This is a genomic window from Kineosporia succinea (genome assembly GCF_030811555.1).
In the GTDB taxonomy this organism is placed as follows: Bacteria; Actinomycetota; Actinomycetes; order Actinomycetales; family Kineosporiaceae; genus Kineosporia; species Kineosporia succinea.
Window position 1 is genome coordinate 3,102,670 of the sequence record NZ_JAUSQZ010000001.1, and the last position, 20,229, is coordinate 3,122,898.

General features: G+C 71.4%; 12 protein-coding genes. 9 read left to right on the forward strand and 3 right to left on the reverse strand.

All coding sequences use genetic code 11. From position 1 onward, the window contains the following. Window positions 1-176 precede the first annotated feature (176 nt). Together ppc and J2S57_RS13605 are read right to left on the reverse strand one after the other, a co-directional pair. On the reverse strand, window positions 177-3,053 hold the full coding sequence (gene ppc, locus J2S57_RS13600; RefSeq protein WP_307242370.1) for a phosphoenolpyruvate carboxylase: 2,877 nt from the start codon (window positions 3,051-3,053) through the stop codon (window positions 177-179). Next, window positions 3,050-6,004, reverse strand: a complete 2,955-nt coding sequence (locus tag J2S57_RS13605; protein ID WP_307242373.1) for an AfsR/SARP family transcriptional regulator — start codon at window positions 6,002-6,004, stop codon at window positions 3,050-3,052. The genes ppc and J2S57_RS13605 overlap by 4 nt, the downstream gene beginning before the upstream one ends. Before the next feature lie 656 nt (window positions 6,005-6,660). Here J2S57_RS13605 and J2S57_RS13610 point away from each other — a divergent pair. From J2S57_RS13610 to J2S57_RS13620, 3 genes are all read left to right on the forward strand, one after another. Next, complete coding sequence (locus tag J2S57_RS13610; protein WP_307242375.1) at window positions 6,661-7,782, forward strand: hypothetical protein; 1,122 nt, start codon at window positions 6,661-6,663, stop codon at window positions 7,780-7,782. Window positions 7,783-7,868: 86 nt separating this feature from the next. Next, a complete protein-coding gene (locus tag J2S57_RS13615; protein ID WP_370882466.1) occupies window positions 7,869-10,679 on the forward strand; it encodes an alpha/beta fold hydrolase in 2,811 nt (936 codons plus the stop codon). Then, entirely contained in the window at window positions 10,679-11,584 is a 906-nt protein-coding gene (locus J2S57_RS13620) for an ABC transporter permease (protein WP_307242380.1), read from the forward strand. Before J2S57_RS13615 ends, J2S57_RS13620 begins: the two co-directional genes overlap by 1 nt. Before the next feature lie 181 nt (window positions 11,585-11,765). Here the strand turns inward: J2S57_RS13620 and J2S57_RS13625 are convergent, their stop codons facing one another. Then, window positions 11,766-14,357 carry a hypothetical protein gene (locus tag J2S57_RS13625; RefSeq protein ID WP_307242383.1) on the reverse strand — a complete coding sequence of 864 codons (2,592 nt, stop codon included), beginning with the start codon at window positions 14,355-14,357 and terminating at the stop codon, window positions 11,766-11,768. 22 nt (window positions 14,358-14,379) lie between these two features. Between J2S57_RS13625 and J2S57_RS13630 the strand changes: the two genes are divergently transcribed. The 6 genes from J2S57_RS13630 (at window position 14,380) to pstB (ending at window position 20,211) form a co-directional block, all read left to right on the forward strand. After that, the gene (locus J2S57_RS13630; RefSeq protein WP_307242385.1) at window positions 14,380-14,640 is read left to right on the forward strand and encodes a hypothetical protein; all 261 of its coding nucleotides are present in this window, start codon (window positions 14,380-14,382) and stop codon (window positions 14,638-14,640) included. A gap of 162 nt (window positions 14,641-14,802) precedes the next feature. Next, window positions 14,803-15,432, forward strand: a complete 630-nt coding sequence (locus tag J2S57_RS13635; protein WP_307242387.1) for a hypothetical protein — start codon at window positions 14,803-14,805, stop codon at window positions 15,430-15,432. Window positions 15,433-16,181: 749 nt separating this feature from the next. Continuing rightward, the gene (gene pstS, locus J2S57_RS13640; protein WP_307242390.1) at window positions 16,182-17,294 is read left to right on the forward strand and encodes a phosphate ABC transporter substrate-binding protein PstS; all 1,113 of its coding nucleotides are present in this window, start codon (window positions 16,182-16,184) and stop codon (window positions 17,292-17,294) included. Window positions 17,295-17,491: 197 nt separating this feature from the next. After that, complete coding sequence (pstC, locus tag J2S57_RS13645) at window positions 17,492-18,466, forward strand: phosphate ABC transporter permease subunit PstC (RefSeq protein ID WP_307242392.1); 975 nt, start codon at window positions 17,492-17,494, stop codon at window positions 18,464-18,466. After that, on the forward strand, window positions 18,463-19,371 hold the full coding sequence (gene pstA, locus J2S57_RS13650) for a phosphate ABC transporter permease PstA (RefSeq protein WP_307242395.1): 909 nt from the start codon (window positions 18,463-18,465) through the stop codon (window positions 19,369-19,371). Before pstC ends, pstA begins: the two co-directional genes overlap by 4 nt. 63 nt (window positions 19,372-19,434) lie before the next feature. Next, window positions 19,435-20,211: a phosphate ABC transporter ATP-binding protein PstB gene (pstB, locus tag J2S57_RS13655; RefSeq protein WP_307242398.1), complete on the forward strand. Its 777-nt coding sequence runs from the start codon at window positions 19,435-19,437 to the stop codon at window positions 20,209-20,211. Window positions 20,212-20,229: the final 18 nt, after the last annotated feature.

Sequence of the window (20,229 nt, forward strand, 5' to 3'; positions counted from 1 at the left end):
CCCCCATCCCCCGGTTGTGCTGTGGTGCACCGTTCCAGGAATCGGCCCGGGGGAGCCGCGCCTTGAACGCGATCGGTGACCGAAGCGTCCTCGAGCACGGAAACAAAAGGGGGGACGCGCCGGTCCGGCACCCGCACGGGTGCCGGACCGGCGCGTCCCCCCTTCGAAAGACGAACTCAGCCGGTGTTGCGCAGCCCGGCGGCGATGCCGTTGATCGTGAGCAGCAGCGCCCGCTGCAGGTCGGGATCGGGCGTGATGCCCGACGCCTGAGCCTGACGCGACCGGGCCAGCAGCGAGATCTGCAGCGCGTGCAGCGGAGCCAGGTACGAGTCGCGCAGCTCCAGCGTGCGCCGCAGCACCGGTGACGTGGCCAGGAGCTGCTCGTGCCCGGTGACCCGCAGCACCTCCTCGACCGTGCGCGCGTGCTCGGCCTCGATGATCGCGAACAGCTTGGCCGCCGCGTCGTCGTCGACCAGTGTGCGCACGTAGCGGGCGGCGATCTGCATGTCCGTCTTCGACAGCGTCATCTGCACGTTCGACAGGAACGTGCGGAAGAAGTGCCAGGAGCCGTACATCTGCTTCAGCGTGTCCTCGCGGCCGTCCTGGCGGGCGGCGGCCAGGCCGCTGCCCAGACCGAACCAGCCGGGCAGGTTCATCCGCGACTGCGTCCACCCGAACACCCAGGGGATGGCCCGCAGGTCGTCGAGACCGCCCGCGCCACCGGGCCGGCGCGAGGGCCGGGAGCCGATGTTCAGGTTGCCGAGCTCGTCGACCGGGGTCGCCGCCACGAAGAAGGGCACCAGTAGCGGGTCGCGCACCAGCGAGCGATAGGCGTTCTGCGCCGAGCCCGCGACCAGGTCCATGGTGCTGTTCCAGCCGTCCAGCACGTCGGCCGGGAGTCGCGAACTGCGGTGCAGCACCGAGGCTTCCAGCACCGCGGCGAGGGCCTGCTCGATGTTCTCACGGCCCAGCTGGGGCAGCGTGTACTTGTCGGAGATGACCTCGCCCTGCTCGGTGATCTTGATCGGGCCGTTCAGGCTGCCGTAGGGCTGCGACAGGATCGCCTCGCCGGTCGGGCCACCGCCCCGGCCGGTCGAGCCGCCGCGTCCGTGGAACAGGCGCAGCACCACGCCGTGGCGGGCGGCGATGTCGCGCAGCGCGCGCTGGGCCCGGTGGATCTGCCACTGCGAGGCCGCGATTCCCGCGTCCTTCGAGCTGTCCGAGTAGCCCAGCATGATCTCCTGCACGTCACCGCGGGCGGTGACCACCCGGCGGTACGACGGGTCGGAGAGCAGCGCGTCCATCAGCGGGCCGGCCGTCTCGAGCTCGGTGACCGTCTCGAAGAGCGGCACGAAGCCGAGCTTGGCCCAGGCCGCCGTGTCGGCGTTGCCGGTGTCGACCAGACCGGCCTCCCGGGCCAGTACCACCACGGCCAGGATGTCGTCGATGTCCTGCGACATCGAGACGATGTAGCTCTCGATCACGCCCGGACCGAAGCGCTGCAGGGCTTTACGGATCGTGCGGAACAGCTGCAGGACACCGGCGGCCGGCTCGGGGAGCGTGTCGACCCCCGCGCCGATCAGGGGCCGGCGGTGGGCCAGTTCCTTGGACAGCACCTCGATGCGCTTCGCCCGCTCCAGCTCGCCGTAGGGCTGGTCGAGCTCGCCGAGCCGGTCGAACAGCGTGGCCAGCGCGGCGTGGTGCCGGCCGGCGTGCTCACGGATGTCGAGCGTGGCCAGGCCCATCCCGGTGGCCACGGCGGTACGGATCAGGCGCAGCACCGGGCCGTTCGCGATCAGCGCGCCGTCGTTGGCCAGCAGCGAGTCACGCACCAGGTCGAGGTCTTCGAGAACGCCCGCCAGGCCTAGGTAGTCGCGGCCGGGCTCGTGCGGCGTGCCGTGGTCGAGACGGTCACGGGTACGCGAGAGACGCACCCGGATGTAGCTGAGCTTGAGCCGGTAGGGCTCTTCGTGGTTCAGGCCGATGAAGGCCGCGTAGGCACCGGGCAGGGCCTTGCGGTCGACCTCCAGACTGGCCTTCAGCTCGTCGCTGATCTCGACCACCCGGGTCGAGGAGCCCAGGTCGAGCACCAGCTCGTCGACCGCGGCGATCAGCTCGCGCAGGCCGAAGTCGTGCTGCAGGCCGAGGACGTCGAGAGTGACCTCGGGGGTGACGTTCGGGTTGCCGTCGCGGTCGCCGCCGGCCCAGGTGCCGAAGCGCAGTGGGCGGGCGTGGGCGGGCAGCTCGATGCCGATGGCGGCCAGCTGGAGGCCGAGCTCCTCGAGCAGGTCGGGCACCACCTGGGCGGCGAGCGTCCGCAGGTAGTAGATCGCGGTGCGGGCCTCGTCGGTGGGCTTGGGCCGCTCGGTGCGGATCTCGTCGGTCTGCCAGAGCAGGTCGACGAGCTCGGCCAGCCGGCGGTGGGTGCGCGCGACGTCGACCGACCGGGCGCGCGGGTCTTCCTGCTCCTGGATCTCGTCGGCGATCTTGCGCAGCAGGTCGAGCACCGAACGGCGGCTGGCCTCGGTCGGGTGCGCGGTGAACACCGGCCGCAGCTCGACCCGGGCCAGGATCTCCGTCACCCGGGCGGGATCGATCTCACCGGCCTCGACGGCGGTGCCGATCCGGCCGACCGTGGCCTGCAGCGGGCCCTCCGGCCGGGCGGTGAGCTCCTGCCAGCGATGCAGCTGCTCGGTGATGTTGGCCAGCTGGAAGTAGGCGGTGAAGGCCCGGGCCAGCACGATCGCGGTGGGGTCGTCCAGACCCGACAGCAGGGTGTGCAGCTCGCCGTCGTCGGGCCGGCGGGCCAGGCCGCGCACCTGCTCGACCAGGGCCAGCAGCTCGGGACCCTCGTGCCGGGTCAGGGCCTCGCCGAGCAGGGTGGACAGCTGCCGCACGGAGGCCCGCAGCGCGGTGTGCTGTTCGTCGGAGGCCACGCCGCCGGCGAACTGACCGACGTCGGGTTCCCGGCGATCGGCGTCCACCATCTGCTGGACGGTCGGTGTCTCCTCCGGGGCGGTGCCGTTCCCGGAGAGGGGGAAGTCGTGGCTCATGGTCTTGAGTCTGCCGCAAGATGCTCGCCACCGGGCAGGGTCATCAGCACCCCGGATTCCGGAATCTGAACAACATGCCCAGCATGTGAGACGCTGTCCGGGTGTCCGGTCATCCAGACAGATCCCCACGCGGCGGGTGCTCCCAGGCCGCTGAGCTGGGCAAACGGCACTGCGGCGCCGGCTGCGCGGTCGCGGGCGTCATGTTCGCCGGGGCCCGACCGTTCCAGATCCGCCTCCGCCTCGGCCAGCACCTCCCGGGTCAGCCGGCCCACCACGGCCAGCCCCCGGGACTCGCGCCAGGCCCGGCCGGTGGCCAGCAGCCGCACCGCGGCCCGGCGCTCGCCCTGGGCCAGCGCCACGGCGCCGAGGAGGCTCACCGTGTCGGCCAGGGTGAGCAGCTGCCCGGACTCGTACATCAGGGGCAGCGCCGCGCGCAGTGCCGCGCCCGCCGCGTCCGGGCACTCCAGCCGTAGCTGCACCAGCCCGGTGCCGGCCAGCACGTCGGCCCGCAGCGGCACCGACTGCCCGGCGGCGGCCGCGGCCGCCGCCTCGGCCAGCAGGTCGGAGGCGCGGGCCACGTCGTCCTGCCCGGCCGCCACCGCGGCCAGGTTCACCAGCGCCACCGCCAGGTTGCTCGAGGCCTGCTCGACCTGTGACCAGGCCCGGAACGACTCGAACAGCGACTCCGCGGCGGCCGGGTGACCGGTCTCGTCGAGCAGCTCACCGCGCTCGTTGCCCAGCCGCACGACCAGCGCCCAGGCCCCGGCCTCACGGGCCGCGGTCAGGGCCTGCTCGACCAGTTCGAGCGCGGTCACGGGCTGGCCGGAGTAGCGGGCGGCGACCGAGCGGGCGGCCAGGGTGCGGGCCGTCAGTTCCCCCTCGCCGACGGCATGCGCGGCCTGGTGCGCACCGGTCAGGGCAGGCACCGCGCGCTCCAGGTCGGCGCCGACCAGGGCCAGGTTGCCGGCCACCAGCAGCAGCTGGGCCCGCTCGTGCTCGGAGGTGGCGGCCTCCCGGGCGGCCTGCACCCAGTGGTCGGCCCGGCGCAGGCGGCCGGTGTAGAACCAGTGCCCGAGCAGGCTGAGAACCAGGCTCACGAGCAGACTTCCGTCGCGCGCCGACCAGGCGTGCTCGAGCGCGGCGGTGAGGTTGGCCGACTCAGTCTCCAGCGCCCGCAGCACCGCCGAGTCCGGGTTGCGGCCCGGATCGTCGGCGGCCAGCCGGGCCAGGTCGGCGAACCAGCGGGCGTGCCGGTCGAGCACCGCGCGGCGCGGCTCCGGCGGCCGGGCGGCCAGCAGGCCGTGTGCGTACTCGCGGATCGTGGCCAGCATCCCGAAGCGCCCGGAACCGTCGGCCAGCACCAGCGAGTGGTCGACCAGCCGCTCCAGCTCGCCCAGGCTCCCGTTCTCGCAGACCCCCTCCATCGCCGCCAGCGTCCAGCCCCCCCGGAACACCGAGAGGTCAGCCAGCAGCCGCACCCCCGACTCCGGCAGCTGGGCCACCGCCGAGTCCAGCAGCGCCTGCATGCTGCGCTGACGTTCGGGCAGGTCGGCCGGGCCGTGCTGGAGCAGGTCCAGCCGCCCGCTGCCGGCCTCCGGACTCCGCAGCCGGCGCAGCATCTCCTCCGGCGGCAGGGTGCGCACCCGGGCCGCGGCCAGCTCGATCGCCAGCGGCAGGCCGTCGAGCAGCGTGCAGACCGCGCTCACCTCAACGGCGTTCACGCTGCTGACCTCGAACCCGGGCAGCACCGCGGCGGCCCGGTCGCGGAACAGCCGCACCGCGTCGGCCACCGGCAGGGGCAGCACCGGCAGCAGGTGCTCACCCCGCAGCCGTAGCGCGCCCCGGCCGGTGGCCAGCACCACCAGCGCCCCGGTGCGGTCGAGCAGGTCGGCCACCACCGGCGCCGCCCCGTGCCCCGGTTCCACCGCGTCGAGCACCAGAAGCGTGGGTTCCTCGTCGAGTGCATCGGCCACCGCGTCCGGCCGCGGGCGTTCCGGCCGGACGCCCGGGCCCAGCGTGCGGGCGATCGCGGTGAGCAGCTCCTCGCCGTCGCGCACCCCCTCCGGAGCGACCGTGACGACACGCCGCGTCTCGGCCGCCCGCCCGGCGATCTCGGTGGCCAGCCGGGTCTTGCCGATGCCGCCGGGCCCGACCACGGTGATCAGCCGGGTGCCGCGGGCGAGCAGGTCGTGGGCGGCGCGCAGCTCGCGCTCGCGGCCGATCAGACCGGTGCGGGGACGCGGTGGCCCGCCGGGGCTCTCCGGTCGGGTGGGGCTCAGCGAGGTGGCGTGGCGCAGGACCTCGGCGTGCCGGGCGCGCAGCGCGGGGGAGGGATCCACCCCCAGCTCCTCGCCGAGCCGGCGTCGCGCCGCGGCGTAGGCGGCGAGCGCGTCGGCCTGCCGGCCGGAGCGGTACAGGGCCGTCATCAGCTGCCCGGTGAAACGCTCGTCGAGGGGGTGGCGGCGCACCAGTTCCTGCAGCTCGGGCACGATCGCGGCGTCCTGGCCGAGGGCCGCGTCGGCGTCCAGCCGGGCCGCCAGCGCCGACAGCCGCAGCCCCTCCAACCGCACCCGGTGCACCTCGCCGATGCTGCTGGTCAGGTCGGTCAGCGCGGGACCCCGCCACAGGCCGAGCGCGGCGCGCAGCTCGCGGGCGGCGGCGCGCGGGTCGCCGGCCGCCAGCGCGGCCTGGCCGGTGGCCGCGGCCTGCTCGAAACGGTGCTGGTCGATCGCCGCGGCCGGGACGTCGAGCAGGTAGCCCTGCGAGGTGCTGCGCAGCACGGCGTCGGGCCCGGTGCGCCCGGTGGCGACCCCGAGGATGCGACGTAGCCTCGAGACGTAGACCTGCATGGTGTTGACGGCACCGCCCGGTGGCTCGTCGTCCCACAGCTGGTCGATGAGCCGCTCGGTCGGGATCGGGGTGCGGGCCGAGAGTGCGAGCAGGATGAACACTGCCCGTGATTGACGGCCACCGAGAGTGACTGATGTTCCGTCGACGGTGACGTCCAGCGGGCCGAGGAGCCGAAGCGCAAGACGAGAAGGGACGTCCTGACGGAGTGTCATCGAGCGTAAACGTACAGATGTCCAGGACAGGTTCAGGGGAGATTCACGATCGTGTCAGCCCACTCGGGCAGTCTCGGGTCGCGGGCCGGTGATCGTGCGGCGATCGTGGACGGTCCGGCCGCCCTCCGGGGCCGCCTCGCCGGCCCGCACCAGGCGTGCCGACTGTCCGGTCGGTAGCCCGTGCAAACCCCGCCTCGCGAGCATGTAAAGACTTCGCCGGCGGGCGTGCGGTGTGTCTCTTTCCCTGGCGTTACCGGATTTTCGAGTGACGTATTTCTCTTGCTGTACGCGGACTGCATCGAGGGCCGGATCCCGGCGCGTGCCACCGATATTCGCAGGTGGCGGTCCGCCCTGATCACCGTAGGTCCACCCGTGCCTGCGGCGCGTTCGGGGGCCCGAGTTCCCGGATCACCCGATGTTTGGCGTAAATCACTGCCCGGCTGAGACTTTGCTGAAAACTTGGCGGGTGCGCGCCGGGGCGTTGGCGCCCGGGGGGCCGGATGGGAGAAACTGATCGCTGGCCGATTGCGTAAGACCGGAGATCAATGACCGACAGACAACATCCGCCGCAAAGAGCCGGCTCCCACGGATCACCCACCGCTCATCACGGTCGTGATCCGCAGCCGGTCGGCGAGAGTCCAGAAGAGAACAAGCCGAAGCTGCCCGTCAACGTCATCCAGATCAGCGCGAGTGCCGGTGCCGCCGTCACCTCCGCGATCGCGGCGTCGTACTTCGGGGTCGGGGGAACGATCGCCGGGGCAGCGTTCGGTTCCGTCGTCTCGTCGGTGGCGGGCACCTTCTACACCAACTCGCTGAAAAAGGCTCACCAGGCCGTGCAGACGACCACCGCGGTTGTCGTGCAACGGTTCCCGGGAGACGTGCCGCAGGCCGACAGCATCCATCGGATGTCCGGCCCCGCGGGGGTGCCGGTCGCCGACTCGCTGAATCGGGTCGGGCACGAAGACACCCGCCACGTCGACGTCGAACGGGTGCAGGTGCCGGTCGGTGACGAGACCGAGCTGATGAGCCCGGCCCACGACGACCAGACCCGGATGATGCCGCCGGTCACCGGCCCGGTGGCCGGCGCGACGGGGCATTCCGGGCCCCAGCCGCACCGGTCGCAGGTCTACGGGTCGCGCAGTGCGGCCCGCAAGGCCCCCGCCGCGCAGATCTGGTGGAAGAAGCCGGGTTTCCTGATGGCCGGGCTGGCCGGAGCGGCCTTCCTGATCGCCATGTTCGTCATCACCGGCGTCGAAACCGTTATCGACAAGCCGATCTCGGGCGGTGACAGCGGCGGCACCACGCTGTCCAAGCTGGTCAGCAACAACACCAGCAGCACCACCGACGACTCCGACGACTCCGAGTCCACGCCGACCGAGAGCGTCACGCCGAGCGAGGGCACCGTCACCGAGACGGCCACCCCCGAGGCGACCGACCCGGCGGGCACCGTCCCCACCGAGACGGCCGCCCCCGACGTCACCAGCACCGACGTGCCGACCGCGACCGACACCGCTCCCGCCACGGGCAGCGACGAGGTGCAGCCGACCGACGGCACCGGCACGGGTGAGGGCGACGGCACCACCACCGACCAGGGCGGCACCGGCGACGGCACCGACACCGGCTCGGGCACCGACACCCAGCTCCAGCAGGAGCAGCCGCAACCCTGATCCACCTGCACGTTCAGCACGGGTCGCCGAGTCACGGGGCGGCCCGTGCCGTAGTTTGAGGGCTGAATCCCAAGACCCTCCAGGGAGTGCCCGGGTTGATCGCTCGACTGCAGACCCGCCGGATCCTGCTTCCCGCCCTGATCCTCGTGATCGCCCTGGTCGCCTGGTTCCTGGTGGCCCGCGCGTCCTCCTCCTCGGCCGAGGCCTCCTTCACCACGCAGGACCTGAAGGTCGACGGCACCCCCGAGGCCGACGGCGACACCGTCACCCTCGACGCCCGGCTCTACCTGCCCGAGCGCACCCCGGCCCCGGCCGTGCTGCTCGCCCACGGCTTCGGCGGCAGCAAGGACAGCGTCGCGGGTGATGCCGAGGACCTGGCCGACCGCGGCTACGTGGTGCTCACCTACAGCGCTCGCGGCATGGGAACGTCCGGCGGCCTGATCCACCTCGACAGCCCGGACTACGAGGTCAAGGACGGGCAGCGGATGCTCGACCAGCTCGCGGCCCGGCCCGAGGTCGAGCAGCGCGACGGCGATCCGGTGGTCGGCGTCGTCGGGGCCTCGTACGGCGGCGCGCTGGCGCTGATGCTGGCCGGCACCGACGACCGGGTCGACGCGATCGTGCCCGCCGTGACCTGGAACGACCTCCGTCAGTCGCTGTTCCCGCAGTTCGCCGGCGGGGGATACCCGGTGCGCGACGAGGTCGATGCCGACGCGGCCGGCGTGTTCAAGAAGCAGTGGACGGCCACGCTGCTCGGCTCCACGCTGATCGGTTCCGGGGGCTCGCTGAGCACCACGCCGTCGGCCGATCAGCTGAAGAACCTGGCCGCGGGCGACGCCGAGCAGGCCGTCTGCGGGCGCCTGGCCAAAGACCTGTGCCTGGGCTACGTCGAGACCGCCACCACCGGCCGGCCCACCGCCGGGATGCTGAAGCTCCTGGGGGAGTCCAGCCCGGCGCGGGTGGCCGACCGGATCAGCGCCGACACGCTGCTGATCCAGGGGCAGGGCGACTCGCTCTTCCCGCTCTCCGAGGCCGATGCGAACGCGCAGGCCATCGCCGGGGCCGGGGCGGACGTGAAGCTCTACTGGCAGACCGGGGGCCACGACTCCGGCGTCGACACCGAGGCGCTGCGCCCGGTGGTCGCCTCCTTCCTCGACAGCTCGCTGCGGAACGGGTCGGTGGACGACGTGCCCGGCTTCCGCGTCGATGTCGCCTCCGGCACACCGGCCGCCGACACCACCGCCGCCGACTCCCGACTGAGGACGTCGGACCTGGCTCCCGGGGTCTCCTCCCGGGACGCCTCGGGCGGGGTCAGTCGGAACAGCACCCCCGTCACCCGTCTCGAACTCGACGGAAACGCCCAGTTCGCGCTGGCACCCCCGGGTGCCACCCCGTCCGCCATCACCTCACTGCCCGGGGCCGGGGCCCTGCTGAACGCGCTGGGGTCGTCGTCGGCGCTCTCCGGCAGTTCGCTCGGCCTCAACGCCCTGCCGGGCGAGACCGCGACCTTCGAGACCGCGCCGCTGAGCGGGGCCCTGACGGTCACCGGCTCGTCGCGGGTCACGGTCAGGGTGGCCTCCTCGGCCGACGACGCCACGCTGTTCGCCTCGCTGCTCGACGTCGACGAAGACGGCGGCACCACCCTTCCGTCGCAGCTGGTCTCGCCGGTGCGGGTGACCGGGCTGGCCGACGCGACGAAAGACGTGACGATCGCGCTGCCCTCGGTGGTGCGCGACATCCCGGCCGGGCACCGGCTGCGGGTCGTGCTGAGCACCACCGACCAGGCGTACGCGATGCCCCAGGAGGCCCGCCTGTACCGGGTCGAGCTGAGCGGCGACGGGATCCTGACGGTGCCGCGTCCCTCGCTCACCGTGACCGACGCCGGTTCCACGGTGCCCTGGGGCGGTGTGATCGGTCTGGCCGCCGGCACGCTCCTGCTCGGCCTGCTCCTCCTCGTCCGCCGTCGTCGAGGGGCACCTTTCGACGAGAGTCTCGCCGACGTCCCCCTGTCGATCGAAAACCTGGGCAAGGCCTACAAAGACGGGTTCCGGGCGGTCAGCGACCTGAGCTTCCGCGTCGAACGCGGCCAGGTCCTGGGACTTCTCGGGCCGAACGGTGCCGGCAAGACCACCAGCCTGCGCATGCTGATGGGCCTGATCATGCCCTCGGAGGGCCGGATCCGGATCTTCGGCCACGAGGTGCGCCCCGGTGCGCCCGTGCTGTCGAGGCTGGGGTCGTTCATCGAGGGGCCGGGCTTCCTGCCGCACCTGTCCGGCCGCGACAACCTGCAGCTGTACTGGCGTTCCACCGGCCGCACGGCCGAACCGCACCTCGACGTCGCGCTCGAGATCGCCGGACTCGGCACCGACGTGGAGCGCAAGGTGCGCACCTACAGCCAGGGCATGCGGCAGCGGCTGGCGATCGCCCAGGCCATGCTCGGCCTGCCCGACCTGCTGGTGCTCGACGAGCCCACCAACGGGCTCGACCCGCCGCAGATCCGCGAGATGCGTGAGGTGCTGGGGCGTTACGCGGCCACCGGGCGCACCGTGGTGGTCTCGAGTCACCTGCTCGCCGAGGTCGAGCAGTCGTGCACGCACGTGGTGGTCATGGCCGCGGGGCGGCTGGTGGCCCAGGGGCGGGTGGACGAGCTGGTCGGCGACGGCGCGTCGGTGGCGGTAACGGTGGACGACGTGGACAAGGCGGTCTCGGTGGCCGCGGGTGTTCCCGGGGTCGCCGAAGTGCACACTGCCGACGGGCTTCTCGTGGTGCAGGCGGATCTCGAGGGCCGGGCCGAGCTGGTGCGGGCCCTCGTGCTCGCCGGCGTACGGGTTTCGAGGATCGCGCCGCAACGCGGTCTGGAAGAGACGTTCCTGGCCCTGGTCGGGGAGGAGAACTGATGCCGGCGACCGGTCATTCGGAAGGGCTGGAGGGGCTCTCGGTTCCCTCCGCGCCCGCGGCGGCCGACGGCGCGGCCCCGGGCTACAGCGCCCGGCGCACCCTGAGCCTGCGGGTGGAGGCCCGGCGGCAGCTCACCCGGCGCCGGACCCAGATCTCGCTCGGGTTCCTGGTCGCGCTGCCGTTCATCCTGGTGGCCGCGTTCAGCTTCGGTGAACCCGAGGGACGCAACGCGCAGACCGCGCTCGTCGACCTGGCCACCAGCGGCGCGGCCAACTTCACCGTCTTCACGCTGTTCGTCAGTTCGGGCTTCCTGCTGGTGGTGATCGTGGCCCTGTTCGCCGGGGACACGGTGGCCAGCGAGGCGAGCTGGTCGAGTCTGCGTTACCTGCTGGCGATCCCGGTGCCCCGAGCAGCCCTGCTGCGCCGCAAACTGCTGGTGGCGCTGGGCTACTGCGCGTTCGCGCTGGTGCTGCTGCCGGTGGTGTCGTACGTCGTCGGGGGAGTGTTCTACGGCTGGGCGCCGTTGAAGACACCTCTCGGAGGCTCGATCTCGGGCTCGGAGCTGGCCGTGCGGCTGGTGGTGGCCGTCGGCTACATCATGGTGTCGCTGCTGTTCGTGGCCGCGCTCGCGTTCCTGGTGGGTGTCTACACCGACGCGCCGCTGGGAGCGGTCGGCGGTGCCGTGATGCTGGTGATCCTCTCGAACATCCTCGACACCATCACGGCTCTCGGCGACTGGCGGCGGGTGCTGCCGACGCACTACTCGCTGGCCTGGACCGACGTCCTCGGTCCCGAACTGGTCTGGAACGCCATGGTGCGAGGGGCATTGTGGTCGGCCGGGTACGCGGTGGTGCTGCTGGCGTGGGCCTGGTGGCACTTCGAGCGCAAGGACATCACGAGCTGACGTGAACGCCCCTTCACGCGAGACTCCGGCGCGGGCTGAAATCCCCTCACCGGCCCCGTGGATCACGGAGTTCGCGTGAATGCATCTGCCGAACGGGTTAAAGCTGCTTGCCGGGCAGTCGATGTAGTGGCGCGACGTGATGTTGCGCAAGCCACACAGAATCCGGACGTAACCCCGGATCTCACCCAGGAGGCACCGTGCCCTCGAACACCACCACCGCGGCGACGAAGCCGGCCGGCGACCGGGTCGCCCGGCCGGTCGAGTCGGCGCCTGCTGCTCGTCCGGCCACCCGCCGGGGGACTTCCGCGGCGGTCGTCACGCCGGCGAAGACCACCAGTACCGCTGCCACGAAAAGCACTGCCGTGAAAAGCACCGCGGGCAAGAACCGTACGAGCTCCTCCCGGACGGCGACGAAGAAGTCACCCGCCGCCGGAACGTCGGTGGAGACGAGGCCCGCGACGCTCTCCCCGGCCCGCAAGACCGCGACGACGGGAACCCCTCCGGCGAGGAAGTCCGCCACGACCCGTCCGGTGACCGGGAAGGCGGCCACGACCGGGACCGCCGCCGGGAAGGCGGCCACGACCGGGACCGCCGCCGGGAAGGCGGCCACGACCCGGCCCGCCGCGAAGGCGGTCACGACCCGGCCCGCCGCGAAGGCAGCGACGGCCCGCCCCGCGACGAAGAAGTCGCCCGCCGGGGCCACGGCGAGGAAGACGTCTGCGGCCGGGGCCACGTCGAAGAAGACCACCGCGGCGCGGCCCACGGCGGAGAAGCGGGCGACGACCGGGACCGCGGCGAGGAAGACAGCCACCACGCGGCCCGCGGCGAAGCCGGCCACGACGCGTCCCGTTGCGAAGAAGACGTCCACGACCAGCCCCACGACGGCGCGGCCTTCGGCGAAGAAGACGGTGGCGACCCGTCCCACGACCAGGACGGCATCCGCGACGCAGGCGGCCGGCCGGTCCACGGCCGGGAAGGCCTCCACGACCACTCGGACGGCGGCCGCAGCCAAGCGCCCGGCCGCGAGCACCACATCCGGCGCACCCACGAAAAAGGCGACCGCCACCCGCCCGGCCGCGAAGAGGGCGGCCTCGACGCGTTCGGCCGCGAAGGCGACTTCGACGCGTTCGGCCGCGAAGGCGACTACGACGCGTTCGGCCGCCAAGGCGACTACGACGCGTTCGGCAGCGAAGACGTCCACGGCCAGCCCCGCAGCGAAGGCGACCTCGGCCCGTGCGGCGGCGAAGAAGGCGACCGCGACGCGTCCGGCGGTGAAGGCGACCGCGACGCGTGCGGCGGTGAAGGCGACCGCGACGCGTGCGGCGGTGAAGGCGACCGCGACGCGTCCGGCGGTGAAGGCGACCGCGACGCGTGCGGCGGTGAAGGCGACTACGACGCGTTCGGCAACGAAGACGTCCAAGGCTCGCCCGGCAGCGAAGGCGGCCACGACTCGTCCAGCGACGAAGAGGGCGACTGCCACACGGACGACGGTGAAGAAGTCCGGCCCGGCGGTTGAGCGTGGTGCGACAACGGGTTCGGCCGCGAAGAAGGCGACCACCCGCTCGGCCGAGAAGACAACCGCGACCACGCGCAGGTCCGCGACGGCCTCGAAGCGCACGACCTCCACCGCAGCCCGGAAGACCGCCTCCGCCGGTACTCCGGCCAAGAAGTCGGCAGCGACGCGACCGGCCGCGAAGAAGGCAGCGACCGCTACCCGTTCGGTGACGAAGAAGGCGGCCTCCACGGGACCGGCCGCGAAGAAGGCAGCGACCGCTACCCGTTCGGTGGCGAAGAAGGCGGCCTCTACGGGAGTGGCCGCGAAGAAGGCGGCTTCCACGGGAGTGGCCGCGAAGAAGGCGGCTTCCACGGGAGTGGCCGCGAAGAAGGCGGCCTCCACGGGAGCGGCCGCGAAGAAGGCGGCCTCCACACGACTGGCCGCGAAGAAGTCGGCCCCCACACGTTCGGCCGCGAAGAAGACTGCCCCCGCGCGCGCCGCCGCCAAGAGTTCGGCTGCTCCAACGGGTTCGGCCGCGAAGAAGTCGGTCACGTCGCGTCCGGCCGTGAAGGCGGCGACGGCGACGCGTTCGGCGGCCAAGAAGGCGGCTGCGACGAAGATGACCTCCACGCGACCGGCCACGAAGAAGGCGGCCACGACGAAGCGGGCTGCGACGGCTCGTCCGGCCGAGAAGGCGACCACGACGCGGGCGGCTGCGGCGAAGGTGACTGCCACACGTCCAGCCGTGAAGAAGGCGACCACGACTCGGTCGGCGGCGAAGAAGCCGGCTGCCCCGCGACCGGCCACGACGAAGACCGCCACGAAGAGCGCCACGAAGACCGCCACGAAGAGCGCCACGAAGAGCGCCACGACGGGTTCGGGTGCCACGAGGGCGACGGCCACGCGTCCGGCGGCCACGAAGGCGACGGTCACGCGAGCGGCCACGAAGGCGTCCGCCACGCGTCCGGTGGTGAAGAAGACGACCACGGCGCGGTCCGCGGCCAAGGCGGTTCCGGCGTCCGGGGCCGTTGCCGGGACGGCTGAGAAGGCGCCGAAGAAGGCGTCCTCGGGGCGGTCGGCTGTGAAGAGTGCGGGTCCCCGCACCGGGGCGGCCGCGAAGAAGGTGGCCCGGACGGCCGGTGAGACGCAGTCGCGTCCGGCGGCCGGGGAGACCGGTACGTCTCGGGCGGCTGAGAAGATCGTCCCCGCGCCCGAGAACGGGGTGCTCCGGGCTCCGGAGCTCTCGAACCCGTCGGTGAACAGGTCGTCCGACGTCACCAACGGGAGTTCCGTGGCCCAGGTGACCGCTACCGCCATTCCGGTACAGCGCACTGAGGGGGCGCAGGCCACCGTGCCCACCGCCCCGGCGGGGGCGGTCGAGGAGAACGGGACCGACGCGTCCACCATCGAACCGACCCACGCGAGCCCGGAACCCGCGAGCCCGGCCCCCCGGAGCCCCGATGCCGAGCCGGGCGAGAACGGGCTGAACGGGACCGCGCCCGCGGCGGGCCGGCCGGACCCGGACCCGGACGAGACCCCGGAACCGGTCACCGCCGCCTGATCACACAGCTGCTGACGAGGAGGGATCGGCGCCCGGCGCACCGGTCCCTCCTCGCTGACCTGGGTATTCCGTGACTGCGCGGATCCGGACGGATCCTGGGTGTGAACTTCGTCTTCCGGGCCTGGGCTGCACCTGGCCCCCGGCGGTGGAACCATGGTGCGAATGAGCTCAGGTGAACAGGTCCGCCCCCGGCGCCCGGCCTTCTTCAGCCCCGCCGTCATGGACACGTTCCAGGGCGACATCGACCCGGTCCAGCGCATCGAGGCGGCCCATCGCACGGCCGCGGCTCTGGTCGACCACGCCCGCAGCGGCGGCGACCCGGCGGCCACCGCCCGCATCGTCGCCCTCGCCGACATCTACGGGCTCGACGAGATCGCCGAGCTCTGGTCGGCGCGTCCCGCGTCCACCCTGCCCGGCGCCCTCTGGCGCATCTACGCTCTGCAGGCCGGGATCCGGCAGGACCCGCTGGCCATGTCCCGGGCCTTCGACGCCGGCCGGCACCGGGCTCCGGTGCACGAGGCGGTGGCCGGCGTGGCCGACCCGCCCGGGCCGACCGAGGTGCAGGACATGTCCGACGCGATCCTGGGTGGCGCCTTCACCGGCGACCTGGCCGACGCGCTGGAACGGGCCGCGGCCTTCTGCCACGTGGTGGCGACCGGCCTGGCCGTACGGGCCGACACCGAGCACCCGCCGCGCGACGACAGCCTCACCCGTCAGGCCTCGGGCCTGGCCCGTACCGGAACCGAGCTCGAACTGGCCGCGAAGCTGTGGCGCAGCGGTGAACTCAGCTAGGCCGGTCTCCTGAGTCAATGCCTAGCTGAGTTCACCGCTGCGGGGCACCCCGGGGGAGCTGCGCCAGGAGGGCAAACAAGCGGGGCGAAACGGGCCCGGCGGGGGAACATCCGCGTCCGGTCGTGAGTTAATAGACCTCGGTGACGCTCTTCGGGGTCTCACCGGGCGTCGGGCTGCGGTAGCCCCGGGTCCCATTTTAAGCCGCCCAGAGCGGCCGTTGCACCGTGAGGTGCTCCCGGTCCGACGTCCCAAGACGTGCATGACGAACGGTGTCGATCCCCTCGCGGGATCGGCACCGTTCGTCGTTTGCGATCGACCCCGGCCCTGGTCAGGTGGGCTCTGCGGCGACTACGGGGAGACATCGGGACGCGGGGCCCCGACCATGATCATCACGATCGGGTCACGCCTGACACCCGGTCCGTGATCTCCACTCTCCGCTACCCGGCCGGCCCGCAGGTGGGCGCAGAATCGGCCTCAAGTACACCGAGAGCGACCGATCACGTGACGGTGTGTGCTTGCGGAATGCCCTTCCCGGGTGGCGTTCACTTGAAAGTCGCCATGTGGTCCAGGTCTCTTTGCTGGATGTCGAGGGTTCGTTTGGCCGTCGTTAACCATCGTCGGCGGATCGCTTCACCTCGGCTGCCTACGTTCTGTGTCGGGGCATCCAACCGTGCCCCGGCGACGCGCCTGAGGGCGGCGCCCGAAGAACTGGCTGGGCTTCGTTCCCGGCTCCATGAAAGGGAATTCCATTGAAGCTCCCCAAGCACGTTGCACTGACGAGCGTGGCGCTGGCCGGCGCTCTCGCGCTGACCGCCTGCGGCTCGGACGACAACAGCGCGGGTGGTAGCACCACCGAGGAGAGCAGCAGCGCGAGCGTCAGCGGCACGCTGAACGGCGAGGGTTCCTCGGCTCAGAAGAACGCCATCGAAGAGGTCATCTCGACCTTCGGTGACGCCAACCCCGACGCGACCGTGAACTACAACGCGACCGGTTCCGGCGACGGCGTCAAGAACTTCATCGCCAAGCAGGTCGACTTCGCCGGTTCCGACTCGGCTCTGAAGTCCGAGGCCGTCGACGGTGTCGTCGAGGCCGACGCCGCCAAGGAGCGTTGTGGCGGCAACGAGGCCTGGAACCTGCCCCTGGTGGCCGGCCCCATCTCGATCGCCTACAACCTGCCGGGCGTCGACAAGCTGATCCTGACCCCCGAGGTCGCGTCCAAGGTCTTCCTGGGCGACATCAAGACCTGGAACGACAAGGCGATCGCCGACCTCAACCCGGGCGTGACCCTGCCGTCCACCGCGATCTCCGTGTTCTTCCGCTCGGACGAGTCGGGCACCACCGAGAACTTCCAGAAGTACCTGTCCGGTTCCGCCCCGGACGCGTGGACCGCCGAGCCGTCGAAGGCGTGGCCGGGCAAGGTCGGCGAGGGTCGCGCCAAGTCCGACGGTGTGTCCCAGGGTGTGAAGAGCGTCGAGGGTGGCATCACCTACGTCGAGTGGAGCTACGCCACCTCGAACCAGCTGGGTGTCGCGCAGATCGACAACGGCGGCGGCGCCGTCGAGCTCACCGGTGAGTCGGCCGGTAAGGCCCTGACCGCGGCCGAGGTCGTCGGCGAGGGCAACGACCTCAAGCTGAAGCTGGACTACGCGACCAAGGAGGCCGGCGTGTACCCGGCCGTCCTGGTCACCTACGAGATCGTCTGCTCGAAGGGCCTCGAGGCCGACAAGACCACGCTGATCAAGGCGTTCCTCAAGCACTTCGCCAGCAGCGAGACCCAGACCAGCCTGCAGGACGCCGGCTACGCGCCGATCCCGACCGAGATCGCGGACAAGGTCAACACCGCGATCGACGCGATCTCCTGACCTTCTGCAGGTCGACGCACGGAGTAGCACCACGTAAGGACCGATGCCCCGCGGCCCCCGGTCCCGCCCGAGAGGGCGGCATCGGCGGCGGCGGGGCTCGGTTCGTATCCGGACCTGCTGTCCGAAGAGCCACTGGAACCGGCTCGACGACGGTCTCCCACTCCCTCGTAGCCCCCTAGCCCCCCGAGGATTCACGGATGTCCACCATCACCGGCCATTCGGAGCTCGACGCCGAGCCCTCCGGCGACAAGGCCTCAACCGGTAGGCGCGGCGACCGCATCTTCGGCGGTCTGGCCACCGGCTCCGGCGTCTTCGTCATCCTTCTTGTTCTCGCGGTCGCGGGGTTCCTGCTCAGCCAGGCCGTCCCCGCCCTGATGGACAACAAGGCCAGCTTCCTGTTCGACCGGATCTGGACCGTGAACGACAGCGGCCTGGCCTTCGGTATCCCCGACCTGCTCTACGTCACGGTCATCTCGGCGCTCGTCGCCATGATCATCGCGGTGCCCGTCGCCGTGCTGGTGGCGCTGTTCCTCACCCAGTACGCGCCGGCCCGCCTGGCCGCCCCGTTCGGCTACCTGGTCGACCTGCTGGCCGCGGTGCCCTCGATCGTCTACGGCCTCTGGGGCTTCTACGTCTTCCGTTCCTACGTGGAACCGCTGCAGGACTGGATGGCGAAAACCCTGGGCTGGACCGGCCTGTTCGGCGGCCCGGTCTCTCTCGGCACCGTCTTCCTGGCCTCGATCGTGCTGGCCATCATGATCCTCCCGATCGTGACCGCCATCTCCCGCGAGGTGTTCGCGCAGACGCCGACGACCCACAAGGAGGGCGCGCTCGCGCTCGGTGCGACCCGCTGGGAGATGATCCGCACCGCGGTCCTCCCGTTCGGGACGCCCGGTGTCATCTCCGCCGCCATGCTCGGCCTCGGCCGCGCCCTCGGTGAGACCGTCGCCGTCATGATCATCGTCAGCACCAACCCCGGACCGTTCCGGTTCTCGCTCTTCTCCGGCGGCGAGACGTTCGCGTCGAAGATCGCCAACAACTCCAGCGAGTTCGGCACCGCCTCCCGGGCCGGTGCCTACATCGCGGCCGGCCTGGTGCTGTTCATCCTGACCTTCCTGGTCAACGCCGCGGCCCGGATCATCATCGAGCGCAGGAAGGCCTTCTCCGAGTGAGCACGCTGACGCAGGACACCGTGTCCCCCGCACCGGCCTCGCCCATCGACAAGCCCAGCTCGATGCGTGTCGTCAAGGACAGGGTCGCCACCGTCGCGGTCTACGCCGCGTTCGTCCTGGCGCTGATCCCGCTGGTCTGGATCCTCTACACCGTCATCGACCGGGGAGCGAACCTGCTCTTCGACTCGACCTGGTGGACGAACTCGCAGCGCGGCATGATCGCCCGCCGCGAGGGCGGTGGCGCCTACCACGCGATCATCGGCACCCTGCTCCAGGCGGCCGTCACCGCGATCATCGCGGTGCCGATCGGCGTCTTCACCGCGATCTACCTGGTCGAGTACGGCCGGGGCAAGCTGGCCCGCGCGGTCAGCTTCATGGTCGACATCCTCACGGGTATCCCGTCGATCGTCGCCGCCCTGTTCGTCTACGCGCTCTGGGTGACCACGTTCCACTTCGAACGGGTGGCCTTCGCGGTCTGTCTCGCCCTGGTCCTGCTGATGATCCCCGTGGTGGTGCGTTCCACCGAGGAAATGCTCAAGCTGGTTCCGAACGAGCTGCGTGAGGCCTCGTACGCCCTGGGTGTGCCGAAGTGGAAGACGATCTTCAAGATCGTGCTGCCCACCGCCTTCAGCGGCATCGTCACCGGTGTGCTGCTCGGCCTGGCCCGCGTCATGGGTGAGACCGCGCCGCTGCTCATCCTCGGCCCGTACGCGAAGTCGATCAACACCGACATGTTCAGCGGGTTCATGGGGGCGCTGCCCACGATGATCAACCAGGAGCGCTCCGAGGCCTACGGCCCGGCCGTGAACCGGGTCTGGGCCGCCGCTCTCACCCTGATCCTCCTGGTCATGCTGCTCAACATCGCCGGCCGCGTGATCGCGCGCACCAACAAGGTCAGCCGCTAGGCCCCCCGTCGCCCACCATCCGTTTCGGGTCCCCCACGGCCCGGAGAGCAAGGAGAGCATTCGATGGCCCAGCGCATCGATGTCAAAGACCTGAACGTCTACTACGGCTCGTTCAAGGCCGTCGAGGGGGTGTCGATGTCCGTCGACCCCCGCACGGTCACGGCCTTCATCGGCCCGTCCGGCTGTGGCAAGTCCACCTTCCTGCGCACGCTCAACCGCATGCACGAGGTCATCCCCGGCGGCCGCGTCGAGGGCAGCGTGCAGCTCAACGGGCGTGACCTGTACTCCAAGGAGGTCGACCCGGTCGCGGTGCGCCGCACGGTCGGCATGGTGTTCCAGCGCCCGAACCCGTTCCCGACCATGTCGATCTTCGACAACGTCGCGGCCGGCATGCGTCTGAACGGTGAGAAGAACAAGAAGGTCCTCACCGAGCGCGTGGAGAAGTCGCTGCGCGGCGCCAACCTCTGGAACGAGGTCAAGGATCGGCTGAGCAAGCCGGGCGCCGGCCTGTCCGGCGGTCAGCAGCAGCGTCTGTGCATCGCCCGCGCGATCGCCGTCCAGCCGCAGGTGCTGCTCATGGACGAGCCCTGCTCGGCCCTGGACCCGATCTCCACGATGGCGGTCGAGGACCTGATCAACGAGCTGAAGACCGAATACACGATCGTGATCGTGACCCACAACATGCAGCAGGCCGCCCGCGTCAGCGACCGCACGGCCTTCTTCAACCTGGCGGCCACCGGTAAGCCGGGTCGCCTGGTGGAGATCAACGACACCGACAAGATCTTCAGCAACCCGACCGAGAAGGCCACCGAGGACTACATCTCGGGCCGCTTCGGCTGATCATCAGACCTTACGGTC